Genomic DNA, 15,451 nt, shown 5'->3' with positions numbered 1-15,451 from the left:
ATCTCAAATAGACAGCTCGTTTAAATTGAATATATCTTTGCTTGTAGTTTAAATACCTTTGGTTTTCATTACCTTGTTGTAACTTTGCTTTCGCAACAAGATAGAGCGTTGGCAATAGAAATGGTGATATCAATAAGACAAAAGGAAAGTTTTGGTTTTATGTAAAATCATACTGAAAACATAAAATAATACTAAACTTTATAACTATGTGCCTTTGCCCTTCTTCACTTTTTTAAAATTTACTTACCAACATAAATAATTATTTTAAATCAAAAAAAAATGCGTAAATTATCAATGGATGAGCTTAATCGCTTATCTACAGAAGAGTTTAGAGCTATCGAAAAATTGCCTTATATTTTGATTTTGGATGACATCAGAAGTATGAATAACGTAGGTTCTGTTTTTAGAACGGCTGATGCTTTCAAAGCAGAAAAAATCTACCTATGTGGGATTACGGCAACGCCTCCGCACAGAGAAATACAAAAGACAGCGCTGGGAGCTGACGAAACAGTAGAGTGGGAGCATGCCCCAGACGTAGTTGAATTAATCGAAAAGTTACAAGCAGATGGCTACACAGTGATTGCAATCGAGCAAGTAGAAGGTAGTACATCGTTGTTGGATTTTCAACCAAAGAAAACGGAGAAATATGCTTTTATATTCGGAAATGAGGTATTTGGCGTAAATGAAACAGCCGTAAAAAACGCTAATTATTGTTTAGAGATACCACAATATGGAACTAAGCATTCGTTAAATATTTCGGTTACGGCAGGAATAATTTGCTGGCATTATGTAGCAGGAATACAATAGAGTGAGGAGTTTTGAATGTTGAGTTTAGAGTTTTTTACAAAAGTCAACCTTAGTTTGTTAAAAACAGATTTGTGTAAATCTACTTCTCAAAACCCTCTATTATTCAAGCATTTCTAAGAAAAAGAACAATCTAATGTTAAATTTTGAGCCCAAAGTGAAAACTTAATACAATTTATTTTTTTCGCTTTGGGCATTTTTATACTTTCGATTTATTAATAATTATTTAACAATATCTTAATATTAATCTGTCATGAAATCTGATAAAAAGCAACTCGTTGACGAAATATCGGCTTTGATTTTGTCTAACCTCAAAGGCCTTAATGAAAAAAGTGCTAAGAAATTAGTAAAAACTGTAGATAAAGCTTCAGAGGAAATTGCGAAGAAATACGCAAAACTTCAAAAAGACGAAGAAGAAGCAAAAGAAAAAGCTGAGAAAAAAGCAGCAGAAAAAATTAAAGAACAATCGAAAAAAGTAGCAAAATCAAAAGCCAAAGAAGCTGAAAAAGCTGCGTTTGATGCTAAAATTGCACTAGTAACTGGTTCAGAAGCGGCTAATGCACCTATCGAAAAATCTAAAAAGTCTTCAAGTAAAAAATCTTCAGCTCCAGTAGAAGAAGAGGCTCCTTCTTCAGAATCAGCAGAATAATTCCGAAACAAATACCTTTTATCACAAGAATCGAAGAGTTTGTCAAAAAGAATCACGACTTTTGACAAACTCTTTTTCTTTTGTATCCAAATATGGATAATAGCAACAGAAAATCTCGTTCAATCCTACATTTATTCCAAAACTAAACTCTCCTAGCTTATGTCAATTATACTTGAAGCGCAAAATGTTGTAAAGCGTTATGCTGGACACACTGCTCTAAGTGGCGTTTCGATTCAGGTCCCTCAAGGCTCTATCTTTGGGTTGTTAGGGCCTAATGGCGCAGGTAAAACCTCTCTTATTCGAATCATTAATCAAATTACAGGACCAGACGAAGGACAAATTCTTTTGGATGGTGAAAAACTTCAGCCCAAACATATCGAAGTAATCGGCTACCTACCAGAAGAGCGTGGTCTTTACAAAAAAATGAAGGTGGGAGAACAACTCCTATACCTTGCCCAACTCAAAGGTATGCCCAAAGCTGAGGCTGTAGAAAAACTCAAGGCTTGGTTTATCAAGTTTGATATTAAAGGTTGGTGGGACAAAAACGTAGAGGATTTGTCGAAAGGGATGCAACAAAAAACACAATTTATTGCGACCATTGTACATCAGCCCAAACTAGTCATTCTCGATGAGCCTTTTTCTGGTTTTGACCCAATCAATGCCAACTTACTCAAAGATGAAATTTTGGCTTTAAAAGAAAATGGTACGACTATTATTTTCTCGACTCACCGTATGGAATCCGTAGAGGAGTTATGCGATAATATTGCTTTAATTAACAAATCTAAAGTGGTATTGAGTGGTGAAAAGAAAGAAGTGAAAAATCGTTTTAGAGACAATACTTTCAATCTTGAGTATTCAGGAGCGCTTGCTCCGATTGAAGGAGTTTTTGAAATCCTCAACGCCAAAAATGTAGAAGGTATAACCAAAGCAAAAGTTCGCTTATTGGATGGTACTAGTGCCAATCAATTTCTTGGACAAGCTATTCAGCAAGTGGATTTGAAGGCTTTCAACGAAAACATACCTTCTTTCAATGAAATATTCATCAAAGTTGTGGGCGAAGATGCCAATACGATTTTATAGTCTATCATTTATACCTACAATAATTTTAAACCTCAACTATCATGAATAAGATTTTACTCATCATACAACGGGAATATATTACCAGAGTTAAGAAAAAATCATTTTGGATTGCTTCGATTTTGGTTCCTTTTCTAATCGCAGCAGTATATACCATTCCAGTATTGTTATTTGTCAATGCTGATGACTCCAGAAATGTTATCGTATTGGATGACAGCAAGTTGTTTAAAGGCAAACTAAACTCTGAAGGCGACTATACTTATATTTATAGTGAAAAAACCTTAGCGGAAGCCAAAAAAGACTTGAAGAAAAGTAATGACGATATCGTCGTTCATATCGAAAAGGATATTTTGACAAATTCTAAAGGGGTACAAATTTTGGGTAGAAAAACCGTTGGAATAGGCACACAACATGCCATTCAAGGCAAAATCCAGAATGAGTTAAGAAATATTAAACTCAAAAATGCTGGGATTGACCTAAAAGTCCTTGAAGACAACAAAATCAATGTAGACGCCCAAACCTATACCCTCAACGAAGACGGAGGCGAGAAGTCGAGTAATTCGGGTGGTGCCATGATTTTAGGAGGTATATTTGGCTTTCTTCTATACTTATCTGCTTTCTTGTATGGTTCGCAGGTAATGAATGGCGTTATTGAAGAAAAAAGCAACCGTATTATCGAAGTCGTAGTGTCTTCGGTAAGACCATTCCAATTAATGCTTGGCAAAATCATCGGTGTAGGTATGGTTGGTCTTACGCAGTTTTTGCTGTGGGGAGTTTTGACCTTTACTGCTTCGACAGTTACCTCTTCTATCATGTCAGGAAAAATTGAGGAAAAAGTACAAGCTAAAGTAAAAGCTGGTCTTAGCAAAGACGAGATCAAGAAGTTTGAAGCAAGTGTAAAATCAGAGAATCCATTAAATAGTATTAGCGATGCTATCGAAAATGTATCATTAGGCAAAATGATTTTCTGTTTCATTTTGTACTACCTAGGAGGCTATTTATTGTATAGTTCGCTATTTGCTGCCATAGGTTCGGCAGTAGAGAGCCCGTCAGAGGCTCAGCAATTTATGTTTCCAGTTACGATTCCTATTATTTTATCTTTTATATTAGCACAATTTATTTTACAAAAGCCCGATAGTCCTATTGCATTTTGGGCTTCTATTATTCCACTAACTTCCCCAATCGACATGATGGTTCGTTTGCCATTTGGTGTACCGAACTGGGAAATAGCCTTGTCGCTAACCCTTCTAATACTTGGATTTATCGGAACCACTTGGTTGGCGGGTAAGGTGTACCGTGTAGGTATATTGATGTATGGAAAAAAACCAAGTTGGAAAGAAATCACAAAGTGGGTGTTTTATAAGGGATAATTGTGAAAGCTTGAGGTCGAGAATATCCCACAGAACAACAGATGTTGTTCTATTCAATTGCCAATTTTAGTTTGTTAATAACTGTAAATCCTACTGTCTTTGACGGTAGGATTTCTTTTTTATTATCATTTACCAATAAAAAAAGCCCTTCACAAGGAAGAGCTTTCGGTAATTTCTTAGAATAATTTACGGATTGCGTATTTAGAAGATTAGTCTTATAATTTAACCTCGCTATATCGCTATCAACTTAGTTTGTTAATAACTGTAAAATCAGTCATTAACAAAAGTTAAGCAATTTCTCTGGATTATCAAATGTGGGGCTATTATTTTAATTTTTCATATTACAAAACAAGAGATAGCCCATCATAAGCCAATCGAATATTAGAGGGCAATTCTTCTTCCACATCGGAATGCATTCCCATTTGGTGACTAATATGCGTAATATAACCCATATCAGGTTTTACTTTTTCAAAAACTTCAATAGCCTCTGATAATGAAAAATGAGAAAGATGTTTCTCTCTACGAAGTGCGCCCAATACCAATACTTTTACTCCTTTGACTTTAGCTAATTCATGTGCTGAAATATAATTAACATCAGTAATGTAGGCAAAATCACCAATACGATAACCAAATACAGGGAGCTTATAATGCAATACCTCTATAGGCATAAAAGGAATATCTTCTATCTCAAAAGCTTGGTTTTCGATAGGACAAAGATTGATTTGAGGAATACCAGGATAGCGTATTTCGGCAAAAGCGTAAGCAAACTCTCTTTTGATTTGTTCCAATACTTGGTCACGACCGTAAACAGGCATGTCTTTTTTCTGGAAAAAATTATATGCCCGCACGTCATCGAGTCCGGCGGTATGGTCTTTATGCTCATGCGTAAAAATTACGGCATCGAGCTTATGGATACGTTCCCTTAACATCTGCTGACGAAAATCCGGTCCAGCATCTATCACAAAACTTTTTCCATCAACCTCTATATGGATCGCAGTGCGAAGACGTTTATCACGATAGTCCAATGATTGACACACTTCACAATTACAGGCTATGACCGGAACGCCCTGTGAGGTACCTGTACCAAGAAAGGTAATTTTCATGTAGAATAGCGTTGGGAAGTTGGCAAAACCAACCCGTATCAAACAAAAATACCAAAGGACTAGCCAAGAAGACTAATCCTTTGGGACAGTTTTTTATCAAACATTTTTCTATAAAGAATGATACAATCAAAATTATATCTATTTACAAAAAATGGTATTATTTCTCTGTAAGCGCCTTTACTTGAGCTACTAAAGCATCGAAGTTTAATGGCTTTGCCAACATATCGTTGAATCCCGCAGATTTAAAGTCATCCATCGTATAGTTACGAGCATTTCCTGTAATCGCGATAATTGGAATATTGGCTTTTTCGGTATCAGCCAACCCACGTACAGCTCTGGCACAGTCCATTCCGTCCATAACTGGCATGTTGATGTCTAGCAATAAAATATCAAAATCTTCTTTTTCCATTGCATCTAATACCTGTTGGCCATTTTTCACAGAATGGATTTCAAAGTTTTGGAATTCCAAAATCTTCTTAGCAAGGTTTTGAATGACTGAGCTATCTTCAGCGATGAGGACTTTCTTCATATTTTTATGATAAATATTTGATTATTTTCGGGGTAAAGATATTACTACTTCAATATTGAGATTTTACTCCTTTTGTCTATAAAAGACTTAATTTATGTAAAAATACTTATTATTACGCAACTCTCTATCAATTTTTGAGACAAATTATCTTGAAATAAATGCACTCTGTTTCACTATTTATGAGAGCTTAGATGATTTCGAATACTTCTTTTTACAGTAAAGATTCATCCAAATGTTGACCAATTTAATAAAGATTTAGGAACTTTCCGTTATGGTGCGTCCTTAGTTATCTTTTTTTCTTCGTACAAAATTAAACAGTTTAAATCTACCATTTGCTCAGTTCCTTTCAATCCTAAGGTTTTCAACTTATTAGGTACCGCATCATTATAATTTTGAAACCAATCTAAATCTATCAAAGTTGTATCTGGTAAGGCTGTTTGGTTCAATACAGCCAAATTGTTGACTAGGTGAGGGTTACTCTCTAAATAACCTACTAAATCTTTGATTGTAAGTCCTTTCTGGATAATTCCTGTGCTATCGCTACTGCTAACAACAACACTTGAATCGGCTTTTTCTAAAACAAAGACCGTTTGACTTCTTAACTCGAATTTTGCTTTGAGTGGAAACAATTGCGCAAGTTGATTCAATGCTACTTCTTGGACGCTTTTATCTATGCTTTCTGGTATATGAATCGTCAAACAATATTGATTATTAGGTTCTGAAGCATATTTACTTTCGTCGGGTACTTCTAATTTAACTCTACTATCTTTTTGGTTATACAATATCTGATATATCAATGACAATGTACAGTTGGTAAATACCCAATGTTTTTCAGACTCTTTGATAAATTCGGTGGGTTTTCCTTCAATGTATGGACTCAGACTTATGCGTAGTTCGTTGATATTGGGGGTATTGTTTGCGTTAGACAATACCGTAGTAGTTCTATTTGAAATGGTGTTGTTAGAGTTATTATTTGCAATAGCATTTTGAAATTCTTGTTTCATCACTATCTCTACACGTTGATTGCGAATTAACTTTCCTACAATTTCGGCGTCGATTTCATCGGGAGCAGTAAAAGCCTTTACTACGCCATTTTTATCAATTACGACTGTGTGTGGAATAAAGTGATGGAAAAAAAGTTCATTCAGTTTATGTCCCCAATCCATCCCAAATAAAACATTGTGAATATTACGTTTGGCAATAAAAGCATCTACCTTATCACGATTTTCGTCCGAAATGGCAATGATTTCGACAGCATTACCATATTGTTTTTTGATACGCTCAAAATGGCTTAAAGATGGAATACAAGGAGCACAATATGTAGCCCAAAATTCAAGGATGACTACTTTTCCACGGAGTTCTCGAAGATTAATGATTTTCTCATTACCTGAAGGAGTAATCACAGAAATGCCAAAGTCAGGACAAACTTTGCCAATACTTGGTGGATCCACTTGCGCCATAAAGGTTTGTGCAAAAGTGGATATTGAAAGAAAGAAAAAATATAAAATAAAGGCTATATATCGCATAACAAATCTACAAGTAGTAGTTAGGGTATTCAAAATTACAGCAAAGCGTAGAATATTGAAAATATTTTAAATACTATCCCCAAAAGGCCAGTATAATAGAAGGCTATTTTTAAAGCTTTGATGCGATATAAAAACTGAAATTGGGAGAAAAGTTCAGTGCTGTTTGTCGTATTTACTTTAGGAGGCTAAATAAATCAAAAGTCTTCCACCTTTTAAATCAAAGCCTAAAAGATGGAAGATATCAATGCAAGTATTGTAGCAACGATTGTTATTCTTTACCTACGTTTTCTTTTGCTACTATTAGAATCTTCCTCCTCATCGTCTTCTTCCTCCTCATCGTCTTCTTCCTCTTCATCGTCTTCTTCCTCTTCATCGTCTTCTTCCTCTTCATCGTCTTCTTCCTCCTCATCGTCTTCCTCCTCTTCATCGTCTTCTTCCTCTTCTTCGCCTTCTATACTGTAATCATAACCATCTTCGTCTCCGTATTCGATGGCTAAATCTTCTAAATCAGAGAGGAAATCTTCTTCATTTTCGGTGTAAAGATAAAACTCGGATAATTGGACATAAGTCCCATTCTCATCTTCATCTATTTCATACTCAAAGTAATAGTTTTCTTCCTCCTCCACATATTCATCTAATAGACTTTCTAAATCTTCGAGAAAAGCATCCGTATCTTCAGTATATACATAAAAGTCGTTGATTATTAGATAGTCTTCATCATAGAAATACGAAGAATCATCTTCTACTTCTACTCCTTCACTGTAATCAAGGTTCTCTATTGATTTAATAATCCAACTATCTTGACCATTAAACGCTTCATTCATAACATAGTCGTAAGGAATGTAGCAGTAGCCTTTGTCGCCCCATTCAACACCCCAAGAATTACGAACAATAAATACTTTATCGATATCAGAATATCCTACGCACAGCATGGCATGCCAACCGTGTTCTTCCCGAACATTATCCGATTTGCGAGGCATAGGCACACGTCCTTTGTTTTTAGACGCATCATCAAAAGAATTGAAAGTATTTAGGGCAAAAGAAATAGGATAACCATCTGCCAAAGTTTCACGCCAAAGATTGAGGTCAGTTTCGATAAATTCGGCATCTACAATTTTGAAATTGCCACCTTGATCATAAGCTTCGGAACTTGGTTCGTCGTTGACATAGTCATATTCGTTTGGCCAAAGATTTTCGGCACAAGCGCCATACTCCTTTAACCCCTGAATGGCATATTCCATATATGAACCTTCGTCTTTATCATGATTGTCACCAATATATCGAGCATTAAAATAGATAAACAAGCGACTTACATCTTCGGAGTCACCTAATTCTCTTTTGGCAAGATATTCATACGCGCCAGCCAACGCATTGGCTACGCAACTGTTGCCCACTTGCTCTTCAATAGAGGTTAAAAATGGACGTAAATCTACCTTTTGTGGTAATGCTTTTTGACTTTTAGCAATTCTTCTTTTGGCATCGGCAGGAACTCTTCCTGCCAAGTAGCCACCAGTTCTTTTAGACATGTGTTAGTTTAGGCTTTGGGCTTTCGGCAATTGGCTTTGAGCAATCGGCGATGTGCAACAGGTAAAAATTGTTATGAAACTTTTAGCTTATTGCCTTTAAATTATGTTAGTTTTACACTTTTGTCAACTTGATTATGACAGATTTTGAGGTTGGAGTATTACTCACGTCGGCAACACTGTCGATAGGAACCAGTACGTTGGCTTCAGGAAAATAGGTTGCGACGTTTTGGCGTGGAATATTGTACGGAACCACAATGAATTTTTCTGCCAAACGATGCACACCACCATGATAGTTATGCAAATCCACTAGGTCATATTGTTGTAAGCCTGCCGAAGCAATATCCTCTTGATTCATTAAAATGACTCTTCTTTCGTTAAAAATGCCTCTGTAGCGGTCATCCAAGCCATACACAGTGGTATTGAACTGGTCATGAGTACGAATCGTCATCATCAGGTATTCATCTGTTGCTAACTGGATTGTTTCGAGAGGACAAATTTTGAATAAAGCTTTTTGAGCTGTGTTGGTAAATACGCCTTCACGTGGTCCATTGGGTAAATAAAACCCACCATCTTGACGAACCCTTTCATTATAATCTTCAAAACCTGGAATTGTTTTTTCAATTAAATCCCTGATAGAATCATAATGATGTGTTAACGAAAGCCAGTCTAGCTGAGTGCGCTTTCCTAGAGTTCGTTGTGCTATTTCGGCAATAATTTTTGGTTCGCTCCAAACTGTTGGAGCAGGAGGAGTGAGGTTTCCTTTCGACATTTGAACTACTCCCATCGAATTTTCGGTAGTTACAAACTGAGCTCCACCTGCCTGACGGTCTTCATCGGTACGCCCCATGGCAGGTAAAATCAAAGCCGTTTTGCCATGAATTAAATGACTACGATTGAGTTTGGTCGAAACCTGTACGGTGAGGGCACAATTGCGTAATGCCTGTGCCGTAAATTCGGTATCGGGTGTGGCAGAAAGAAAATTGCCTCCCATACCCATAAATACCTTGCCACTGGATGCTTGCATGGCTTTTATGGCTGCCACTACGTCGTATCCATGTTTTTGAGGTGGTGTAAACCCAAAGTTTTCTTCTATTTTTTGTAAAAAAGCTTTTGAAGGTCTTTCAAAAATACCCATCGTTCGGTCGCCCTGTACGTTGGAATGTCCCCGTACAGGACAAGTGCCAGCACCTTGCTTGCCAATACTGCCTTTGAGTAACAACAAATTGACTAATTCCTGAATGGTAACTACCGAGTTTTTGTGTTGGGTTAGTCCCATAGCCCAACAGGTAATAATACGTTGAGAGTTAGCCAACAAATCTGCTACTTCTTCTATTTGTTCAAGGCTTATGCCACATTCTTTGACTAAATCTTCAAGCTTATACTGACTCAAATCAGCCAAGAATTCTTCGAATCCAAGGGTATTTTTTTGAATAAAATCATGGTCAAATACATTCCCGATAGTAGCTTCTTTTTTGACCAATAACAACAATAGAGCCTTGATGAGAGCAATATCCGAGTTGATTTTTATCTGTAAATAATGGTCGCTCAATTTGGTGCCACTCCCAAGCATATCGCTTAGGTGTTGAGGATGTTTGAATGCCAGTAGACCAGCTTCAATCAATGGATTTACAGATACGATTTTAGCACCGTTTTTCTTGGCTTCTTCCAATGCTGTTAGCATTCGAGGATGATTAGTGCCAGGATTTTGTCCCAAAACCATAATCACCTGCGCATGATTAAAATCTTCGAGGGTTACTGAGCCTTTACCCAAACCTAACTGCTCGCCTAATGCCGAACCACTTGATTCGTGACACATATTGGAACAATCGGGAAGGTTGTTGGTACCCAATTGTCGAGCAAATAATTGATATAAAAATGCTGCCTCGTTGGAAGTTCGGCCAGAAGTATAAAAAATGGCGTCGTCGGGCGATGAGAGTGCATTGAGGTGTTCGGCGATTAGGTCAAGTGCCTCATCCCATTCAATCTTACGATAATGAGTTTCGCCATGTCTGGCAATCATAGGGTGGGTCAAACGCCCTTGTTGACCAAGCCAATAATCAGATTTTTGGGAAAGTTCTTGGATACTATATCTTTGAAAAAATACGGGACCAGTCTTTAGTGTCGTTGCCTCTTCGGCTATGGCTTTGGCGCCATTTTCACAATATTCTGCAATAGACGAACGCTCGCCATCAGGGTCGGGCCAAGCACAAGAAGGACAATCTACACCACCTTTTTGATTGAGTGTCAATAATATCTTTATTCCTCTAGCCACATTCATCGCACCAAAAACGTGTTTGATGGCATTACTTACCGCCTTAAAACCAGCCGCTACATGAGCAGGCTCAGTTTGCTGTAGTCCTGTCAGATCCTGTGGAGGCTGCGCAGAAGGTTGTTGGTTTATTGTATTCATAGTAATGGCAAATTGTTAAGGGTTGTGAAATATCCAAGAAGACGATACTAGTTATTAGTATATCAGTTATTTGAAGATGCTCATAATCAGAATGATACTTTCAAAGTAAGTCACTGATATATTATTATTTGAATCTTCCTTATTCTCATTATTGAATTAAGAGTATGTTTAAAATTTATAAGTCATTAAAAAATAAAAAATTTTGTATTTATTTTTCTGAAATCCTGTTGTTTGAGCCGCAGGCGAGTTTAGGATTTCTTGACTTTCTTTTGTTACTTTTCTTGTGTCAAGACAAGAAAAGTAAGGTGTGGCGAAAGGAAATTTTGTTTTTCTAATAAGAGGCAAATAAAATTTTGAAACTGAAGCAATAACTGCTCACTGTTATTGTACTCTAAACTCATGCGTGTAAACATTGAATTTTCCTTTTCGTAAAAAAGCAATCAACGTAATGCCAAACTGTTGTGCCAACTCGACAGCTAGGCTCGACGGAGCACCTACTGCCACTATGATTGGAAATTGTGCCATAATACTTTTCTGAATCATTTCATAGCTAACACGACTGCTTAGTACAAGAATAGGAGCCATGGCTTGTTTTTCTAGTCCTAATTTAGCACCGATTACTTTATCTAAGGCATTGTGTCGCCCTATATCTTCACGGAGTAAAACCAATTCGCCAGTATTTTCATAAATAGCCACTGCATGAGCGCCACCTGTATAAGAAAAAAGACTTTGATTTTGTGTTAGCTTCTCTTCTATTTCCCACAAAAATGTGGGAGAAATACGATATTCCCAATTCTTGAGAGTAAGACACTGTTGTTGTTCGAGTGATTCGATTTGTGCTTTTCCACAAATCCCACAGCTCGAAGATGCCATAAAATTTCGCTCATACAGGGTTTGACTCAAATCTAAATCAGGACTTAATTCAACTCTAACAATATTTTCATGTTCTTCTAGTCTTTGTAATTCAGTGCAGTAACGAATAGATTGCACCTGCGAAAGATGTTGAATGATTCCCTCAGAATACAAAAAACCTAAGGTCAATTCGAAATCGTTCCCCGGAGTGCGCATCGTAACGGTGAGATTTTTTTGTAAGCGATGATGAATATCACCATACCCAATCCTAATGGCCAAAGGTTCTTCTACAATTACTAAATCATCCATCTCTTTTTCAAGAGATTGGCTACTATATTTTATCACTTGAACAGGCTTTACTCGTTGTTGCATACTTTAGTTGGTTGATAGAATGACACTTAAAAATAAAGAAATACAAAGTGTTTTCCCATTTTGAATAATATTCTTAAATTGATACAATTAGGACTAAACTTTTTTCTAAAGAAATAAATCTAAGTAAAAAGTAAGCAAACAGGTACAAATTACCAAAGCGTTTTATCCTTACTACGATAAGAATAGGGGAGTCAACGCAATTTTGTGCCTTTGCCATCAAACCATTATTTAACAAAACTCCTCAGATTATGAACAAACAACGTATTCTTATTGGTATTGCTGTATTGGCAGTAGCTATTCAATTTATTCGTCCTGCCAAAAATCAATCCGAGGGTGTGAGCGCCAATGATATTACGAAGCACTATGAAGTACCCGCAGACGTACAAAAAGCTTTGAAAGTATCGTGTTACGATTGTCATTCCAACAATACCACCTATCCTTGGTATAGCAATATTCAGCCAGTAGGTTGGTGGCTTAATCATCATGTAGAGGAAGGAAAAGACGAATTGAATTTCTCTGAATTTGCGAGCTATCCAAAGAAAAAAGCTGCACATAAATTAGAGGAGGTAGCCGAAGCCGTAACAGATCACTGGATGCCTCTTGATTCATATACTTGGATTCATAAAGATGCTATTCTTTCTGACCAAGATTCAAAAGCCATCGCCACGTGGGCAAAAGCCTTACAGGATAGTTTAGCTAAATAGACATTAGGCTTTAGGCTGTAAGCCGTAGGCAATATGCTCTCCGATTATAGTAGATACGGTTGATAATTTCATGAGAAGTTATGGTCGTATCTATTATTAAAACTCATGGCTTCAAATTTTCAAATCTTCAAATTTGCCAATTTTCAAATTCATATCCCATACCCTCTCAGTTCATTTCTCACTTCTATTCGCCAACGTTCTTGAGCAATCACATTGATAGAGTGATTGGTTTCGGCATCATATTGTTTCTGAAGTTTATTCATCAATCGATACATATCAATAAATAGCAATTGAATTTCGCTATCATAATCCTCCACCGAAGTAATTTGGCGAGCCTTTTCTTTGAATTTCTCAATGATGGTTTTCGTAATATCAAAATGTAGTTGTTCATGGTCTAATGCCGCTTCGTTATTGCCTGCATGGGCGTTCCATGAAGAGGATTTTAGAACGTAAGCTTTAAATTGCAAATTGGCAGTAAGGATTCCTTTATGAAACTTTACATCTCCAATATATTCAAAATTTGAAAAGACTTGGGCTGCATAAGGTGTAAAAACAGGAGGTTTTCCATGAAAATCGCTCCATCGTAAAGGTCTTGAAGAACTCCAAAATAAAGTATCACCTTTATCTGGATTATCGATGCGATAATCTGGGAGAATGTTGACTACAAGAGATTTTGCGAGGATCGGATTTTTATCATAATTCAAAGACATCCATTGATTTAGGTGCTCGGCACCCCTTCGGAATAATCTCTCAATCATTTTCTGATAATTGTCGTACTCTCCTAATGAGCGTTTGAAAAGGGTTTTACTTTTAAAACTGGTTAATACAACATCAGTTCCAGCTCTGTCGAAAGAAAATACTAGTTCAATGCCACATTCCCCATGAATCATATTATCCTTAATTTTTTCTTGTATATCTAGATTTTTGATATGAATGGTAATGGCATAGCCAAGCGTATCTCGACGTATAGGATTACGGAAAAAACTTCGACTATACTTGCTTAAAGAATAACTTGGCTTGAGTTGTAACGAAGCATTATCAACTCCATAGGCATGGCCAATTCGAGAGGAGTTATTGCGAATATCTGATACTTTTTCGATGTAGAAGTACGTAGGAGTAAGCGGAGGTTCGCTTGTTTGTAAGGGTATAAATTTTACTAGATTTTGTCCCCAATGACAAAATGGAGACATAAAGCACATCATAAAAAAGAAGAGGTGTTTCATCGTAAAATCATTTTTTTCTTTTAAGTAACATGAAAGTATAAATTAATAATATAACTATGGTGTATATTGAATATAACCTTCTGGTTATAAGTTCATTCTAGTAACAGATTTACAGTTAACTAATAACGTCCTTATACTTACATTAAGGTAAATAAAAATTAGGAGGAATAATTCAAATTGGTTATATTCAATAAAAAATATAAACTATTGACTAAGACTATGGGAAATTCACATCATTCACAAGAAGTAGAAAACGATTTGTCAACATTCGAACTCATTGCATTGTTCGTGGTTTTTTGCGTAATTTTAATTTGGTTAGGAGATACCCTAACAGCTACAGTTGGAATTATATTGGAAGGACTTGTATTTGCTATTGCTTATAATTCGAAGAATAATCAGATAGATTGAGAGAATGCGATAAATGTAAAGAAAAATACACGATTACTTAGCCAAAATAAAAGGGAATAAAGCATAGCTTTATTCCCTTTTATTTTGAAAACCTTTGTTGATATTATTCTACAAGCATGTTGTGATACACGTTCTGAACATCATCGTCTTCTTCTAATTTATCAATAAGCTTTTCAATATCAGCAGCTTGTTCTTCTGTAAGTTTTTTGAAATCAGTAGGAATACGTTCAAAATCAGCACCTTGAATTTCGTAACCTTGCTCTTCTAAGTATTTTTGAATTGCTCCAAAAGCGGTAAAGCCACCATAAATATTGATTTGGTTAGCTTCTGTATCTAAGAACAGTTCTTCTGCACCAAAGTCGATAAGTTCTAACTCTAACTCTTCGATGTCAGTTGTACCATTATTAGCAATTTTGAAAATACACTTACGGTCAAAAATAAAGTCAAGCATACCCGAAGTACCTACGCTACCACCACATTTGGTAAAGTAACTACGAACGTTGGCAATACTACGGTTAGTGTTATCGGTAGTACATTCTACTAAGACTGCTACGCCGTGTAGGCCATATCCTTCATATACAATCTCTTTGTAATCCTCTTGGTCTTTCGAAGTAGCACGTTTGATGGCGTTTTCGATATTGACTTTTGGCATGTTTACCGCTCTAGCATTTTGCATGATTGCACGCAAACGAGAGTTTGAGGTAGGGTCTGGACCGCCTGATTTTACAGCGATTGTAATATCTTTACCGATTTTGGTAAAAGTTTTGGCCATTTGGCCCCATCTTTTAAACTTTCTGGCTTTACGGAATTCAAAGGCTCTTCCCATTTTATTTGGTCATTTGAAATTGATGTGGGTCTAGAAAAATACAATTTTCAGACTTTTTCGTATGTTCAGTAA

14 protein-coding genes are annotated in these 15,451 nt (G+C 36.4%); 6 read left to right on the top strand and 8 right to left on the bottom strand.

The window, feature by feature from the left end; all coding sequences use genetic code 11:
• The first annotated feature begins 279 nt into the window (after positions 1–279).
• The 4 genes from QM491_RS20800 (at position 280) to QM491_RS20785 (ending at position 3,900) form a co-directional block, all read left to right on the top strand.
• Entirely contained in the window at positions 280–807 is a 528-nt protein-coding gene (locus tag QM491_RS20800; protein ID WP_283329454.1) for an RNA methyltransferase, read from the top strand.
• A gap of 250 nt (positions 808–1,057) precedes the next feature.
• On the top strand, positions 1,058–1,453 hold the full coding sequence (locus QM491_RS20795; protein ID WP_283329453.1) for a hypothetical protein: 396 nt from the start codon (positions 1,058–1,060) through the stop codon (positions 1,451–1,453).
• Between the two features lie 159 nt (positions 1,454–1,612).
• A complete protein-coding gene (locus tag QM491_RS20790; RefSeq protein WP_283329452.1) occupies positions 1,613–2,533 on the top strand; it encodes an ABC transporter ATP-binding protein in 921 nt (306 codons plus the stop codon).
• A gap of 41 nt (positions 2,534–2,574) precedes the next feature.
• On the top strand, positions 2,575–3,900 hold the full coding sequence (locus tag QM491_RS20785; protein ID WP_283329451.1) for an ABC transporter permease: 1,326 nt from the start codon (positions 2,575–2,577) through the stop codon (positions 3,898–3,900).
• A 341-nt stretch (positions 3,901–4,241) separates the two neighbouring features.
• Here QM491_RS20785 and QM491_RS20780 read toward each other — a convergent pair whose 3' ends face one another.
• From QM491_RS20780 to fdhD, 6 genes are all read right to left on the bottom strand, one after another.
• Entirely contained in the window at positions 4,242–5,003 is a 762-nt protein-coding gene (locus QM491_RS20780; protein ID WP_283329450.1) for an MBL fold metallo-hydrolase, read from the bottom strand.
• Positions 5,004–5,160: 157 nt separating this feature from the next.
• The gene (locus QM491_RS20775; RefSeq protein ID WP_283329449.1) at positions 5,161–5,532 is read right to left on the bottom strand and encodes a response regulator; all 372 of its coding nucleotides are present in this window, start codon (positions 5,530–5,532) and stop codon (positions 5,161–5,163) included.
• A gap of 269 nt (positions 5,533–5,801) precedes the next feature.
• Positions 5,802–6,992, bottom strand: a complete 1,191-nt coding sequence (locus QM491_RS20770; protein ID WP_283329448.1) for a TlpA family protein disulfide reductase — start codon at positions 6,990–6,992, stop codon at positions 5,802–5,804.
• 341 nt (positions 6,993–7,333) lie between these two features.
• On the bottom strand, positions 7,334–8,584 hold the full coding sequence (locus QM491_RS20765; RefSeq protein ID WP_283329447.1) for a C1 family peptidase: 1,251 nt from the start codon (positions 8,582–8,584) through the stop codon (positions 7,334–7,336).
• Positions 8,585–8,696: 112 nt separating this feature from the next.
• The gene (locus tag QM491_RS20760) at positions 8,697–10,994 is read right to left on the bottom strand and encodes an FdhF/YdeP family oxidoreductase (RefSeq protein WP_283329446.1); all 2,298 of its coding nucleotides are present in this window, start codon (positions 10,992–10,994) and stop codon (positions 8,697–8,699) included.
• Between the two features lie 381 nt (positions 10,995–11,375).
• Complete coding sequence (fdhD, locus tag QM491_RS20755) at positions 11,376–12,218, bottom strand: formate dehydrogenase accessory sulfurtransferase FdhD (RefSeq protein ID WP_283329445.1); 843 nt, start codon at positions 12,216–12,218, stop codon at positions 11,376–11,378.
• A gap of 248 nt (positions 12,219–12,466) precedes the next feature.
• Here fdhD and QM491_RS20750 point away from each other — a divergent pair, with 248 nt between their 5' ends.
• Positions 12,467–12,922: a heme-binding domain-containing protein gene (locus tag QM491_RS20750; protein ID WP_283329444.1), complete on the top strand. Its 456-nt coding sequence runs from the start codon at positions 12,467–12,469 to the stop codon at positions 12,920–12,922.
• Between the two features lie 149 nt (positions 12,923–13,071).
• On the opposite strand, the gene QM491_RS20745 is transcribed toward QM491_RS20750, so the two are convergent.
• Positions 13,072–14,145 (bottom strand): DUF922 domain-containing protein, encoded by a 1,074-nt coding sequence (locus tag QM491_RS20745; protein WP_283329443.1) that lies wholly within the window; start codon positions 14,143–14,145, stop codon positions 13,072–13,074.
• Positions 14,146–14,364: 219 nt separating this feature from the next.
• Here QM491_RS20745 and QM491_RS20740 point away from each other — a divergent pair, with 219 nt between their 5' ends.
• A complete protein-coding gene (locus QM491_RS20740) occupies positions 14,365–14,553 on the top strand; it encodes a hypothetical protein (RefSeq protein WP_283329442.1) in 189 nt (62 codons plus the stop codon).
• A 103-nt stretch (positions 14,554–14,656) separates the two neighbouring features.
• Here the strand turns inward: QM491_RS20740 and QM491_RS20735 are convergent, their stop codons facing one another.
• A complete protein-coding gene (locus QM491_RS20735) occupies positions 14,657–15,379 on the bottom strand; it encodes a YebC/PmpR family DNA-binding transcriptional regulator (protein ID WP_095167440.1) in 723 nt (240 codons plus the stop codon).
• Positions 15,380–15,451 lie beyond the last annotated feature (72 nt).

The sequence above is a fragment of the Flectobacillus longus genome, assembly GCF_030056705.1.
Taxonomy (GTDB): Bacteria; Bacteroidota; Bacteroidia; order Cytophagales; family Spirosomataceae; genus Flectobacillus; species Flectobacillus longus.
This window is presented reverse-complemented; position numbering and strand designations above follow the sequence as displayed.

Excerpts from the sequence above, each read along its gene's own strand:
- QM491_RS20780 (WP_283329450.1), bottom strand. The coding sequence starts at position 5,003 with ATGAAAATTACCTTTCTTGGTACAGGTACCTCACAGGGCGTTCCGGTC.
- fdhD (WP_283329445.1), bottom strand. The coding sequence starts at position 12,218 with ATGCAACAACGAGTAAAGCCTGTTCAAGTGATAAAATATAGTAGCCAA.
- QM491_RS20750 (WP_283329444.1), top strand. The coding sequence starts at position 12,467 with ATGAACAAACAACGTATTCTTATTGGTATTGCTGTATTGGCAGTAGCT.
- QM491_RS20795 (WP_283329453.1), top strand. The coding sequence starts at position 1,058 with ATGAAATCTGATAAAAAGCAACTCGTTGACGAAATATCGGCTTTGATT.
- QM491_RS20775 (WP_283329449.1), bottom strand. The coding sequence starts at position 5,532 with ATGAAGAAAGTCCTCATCGCTGAAGATAGCTCAGTCATTCAAAACCTT.
- QM491_RS20765 (WP_283329447.1), bottom strand. The coding sequence starts at position 8,584 with ATGTCTAAAAGAACTGGTGGCTACTTGGCAGGAAGAGTTCCTGCCGAT.
- QM491_RS20745 (WP_283329443.1), bottom strand. The coding sequence starts at position 14,145 with ATGAAACACCTCTTCTTTTTTATGATGTGCTTTATGTCTCCATTTTGT.
- QM491_RS20790 (WP_283329452.1), top strand. The coding sequence starts at position 1,613 with ATGTCAATTATACTTGAAGCGCAAAATGTTGTAAAGCGTTATGCTGGA.
- QM491_RS20760 (WP_283329446.1), bottom strand. The coding sequence starts at position 10,994 with ATGAATACAATAAACCAACAACCTTCTGCGCAGCCTCCACAGGATCTG.
- QM491_RS20800 (WP_283329454.1), top strand. The coding sequence starts at position 280 with ATGCGTAAATTATCAATGGATGAGCTTAATCGCTTATCTACAGAAGAG.
- QM491_RS20740 (WP_283329442.1), top strand. The coding sequence starts at position 14,365 with ATGGGAAATTCACATCATTCACAAGAAGTAGAAAACGATTTGTCAACA.
- QM491_RS20735 (WP_095167440.1), bottom strand. The coding sequence starts at position 15,379 with ATGGGAAGAGCCTTTGAATTCCGTAAAGCCAGAAAGTTTAAAAGATGG.
- QM491_RS20770 (WP_283329448.1), bottom strand. The coding sequence starts at position 6,992 with ATGGCGCAAGTGGATCCACCAAGTATTGGCAAAGTTTGTCCTGACTTT.
- QM491_RS20785 (WP_283329451.1), top strand. The coding sequence starts at position 2,575 with ATGAATAAGATTTTACTCATCATACAACGGGAATATATTACCAGAGTT.